At 65.0% G+C, this 1,905-nt stretch carries 2 protein-coding genes and 1 pseudogene; 2 read left to right on the forward strand and 1 reads right to left on the reverse strand.

What is annotated here, in order from left to right; translation table 11 throughout:
• Nucleotides 1-181: pseudogene (locus tag EN993_RS35315) on the reverse strand (cystathionine gamma-lyase); the annotation flags it as partial.
• A 409-nt stretch (nucleotides 182-590) separates the two neighbouring features.
• On the opposite strand from EN993_RS35315, the gene mraZ reads away from it, so the two are divergent.
• Together mraZ and rsmH are read left to right on the forward strand one after the other, a co-directional pair.
• On the forward strand, nucleotides 591-1,049 hold the full coding sequence (gene mraZ / locus EN993_RS35320; RefSeq protein WP_109668271.1) for a division/cell wall cluster transcriptional repressor MraZ: 459 nt from the start codon (nucleotides 591-593) through the stop codon (nucleotides 1,047-1,049).
• Nucleotides 1,046-1,905 (forward strand): 16S rRNA (cytosine(1402)-N(4))-methyltransferase RsmH (gene rsmH, locus EN993_RS35325; RefSeq protein WP_127266193.1); only part of this gene is annotated, 860 nt, incomplete at its 3' end. The genes mraZ and rsmH, both read left to right, overlap by 4 nt.

The raw sequence follows: 1,905 nt of genomic DNA on the forward strand, positions 1-1,905 counted from the left end.
GTTCAACCGCATCCCAGGTCGGGTTGCTGAAGCGGCCGTACTGGTTGAAGCCGGTGGCGTCGCCGGGCGCATGAAAAATGGCGGCCATGGTCAGGGGCAGCGGGATGGAATCGCCCATGGCAAGTCCGCCGCGACGCAAATGAGGAAGTGCTGCAGCGCGTGACTTTGCTGTTTCAGACATCGAATTTCCAACCCTGTTTGCGACCGACGAGATGTGCCAGACGCTATGCCCGGCAGCGGCTCGCGGCAAGGCGCGTCGGGTTGGGCCAGGCGGCTCTAAACGCTTCGTTAGGCTTAATGATCCATAAAGACGAGACGTGCCGTCACGGCTGCTCTCATTGGTTGCGGCGCGCGTGTTTGTGAAGCCTATTCCCGTTGACGCCCATAGTGCCCCATGATATCCCATTTCGACATCAAAGCATTCGTTCCGCGTCAGGGTAAAGCGTACGCCAATCGGGCAGCCGCGGCGGCTGCGCGTTTGCCGGTTTTTGCCCGTGCGGACGAGGTTGATACGGGGCAGGGAACGCGCTGCGGCGGCGCGTGCGACAAGATGGAGAGGGGTGCGGCGGCGCAAGCGGCTGTAGCGTTTAATGGACCGGTTTCTGTCAAACACGGTGAGCAGGATCGATGCGAAGGGACGGGTATCCGTTCCCGCGCATTTCCGTGCCGTCGTGCAGAAGCGCGGCTATTCGGAGCTCTACGCGCTGCGCTGCCTGGACCTGTCGGCGATGGATGTCGGCGGGCTCGACCTGCTCGACCGCTACGAGCAGCGTATCGCGCTCGAAGATCCCTTCCTGCAGACGGCGGACGATATGTCGTTCTTCTGCCATGGCGACGGAACCTTCTTGAAACTCGACCAGGACGGCCGCATCACGATGAGCGATTTCATTCGCGAACACACCGGCATTTCGGCGGAAGTGGCCTTTGTCGGGCGCGGCAATTTCTTTCAGATCTGGGAGCCGGGACGGCTTGCCGCCTATGGGGCGCAAGCGCGGGCCCGGCTTTTGCAGCTTCGGCAGGGGACGAAGCCTGGGGAGCGACCGGAATGACGGCGAGCCACGGCGATGACCTTCACGCCGTTGGCGGATCGGCCCGCCACATTCCGGTCCTCCTTGGCGAAGTGCTCGAAGCACTGGCGCCGGCGCAGGGCGACATCATCATCGACGGCACGTTCGGCGCCGGCGGCTACACCAGGGCCATTCTGGCGACGGGCGCCTCCGTGGTGGCGATCGACCGAGATCCTGATGCCATTGCGGCCGGGCGCGATATGGAAGTGCAGTCGGGCGGCCGGTTGCGGCTGGTGCAGGCGCCGTTCTCGACGCTGGACGAACATGTCGAGCGCGCCGACGGCGTCGTGCTCGACATCGGTGTGTCCTCGATGCAGCTCGACCAGGCCGAGCGCGGGTTTTCGTTCCGTGCCGACGGGCCGCTCGACATGCGCATGGCGCAGGCTGGTTTGAGCGCCGCCGACGTCGTCAACAGCTTCAAGCCGGGCGACCTTGCCCGCATCTTCGGCTTCCTCGGCGAGGAGCGCCATGCCGGGCGCATCGCCCGCATGATCGAGGCTCGCCGCGAAAAGCGCCCGTTCGAACGCACGCTGGAACTCGCCGACGCCATCGAGACGCATATCGGTCGCGCGCCGAAGGACAAGATCCATCCGGCCACGCGCGTCTTCCAGGCGCTGCGCATCTTCGTCAATGATGAGCTTGGCGAACTGGCCAAGGCCTTGTTTGCCGCCGAACGCGCGCTGAAGCCGGGCGGACGGCTCGCCGTGGTGACGTTCCATTCGCTGGAAGACCGCATCGTCAAGCGTTTCATCGCCGACCGAGCCGACGTCGCGACCGGCTCGCGTCACCTGCCCGAGGCTCATGCGCGCACCGCGACCTTCCGCAAGGCGGGTGGCGG

Origin of the sequence: Mesorhizobium sp. M7D.F.Ca.US.004.01.2.1 (assembly GCF_003997785.1) — a bacterium.
Taxonomy (GTDB): Bacteria; Pseudomonadota; Alphaproteobacteria; order Rhizobiales; family Rhizobiaceae; genus Mesorhizobium; species Mesorhizobium loti.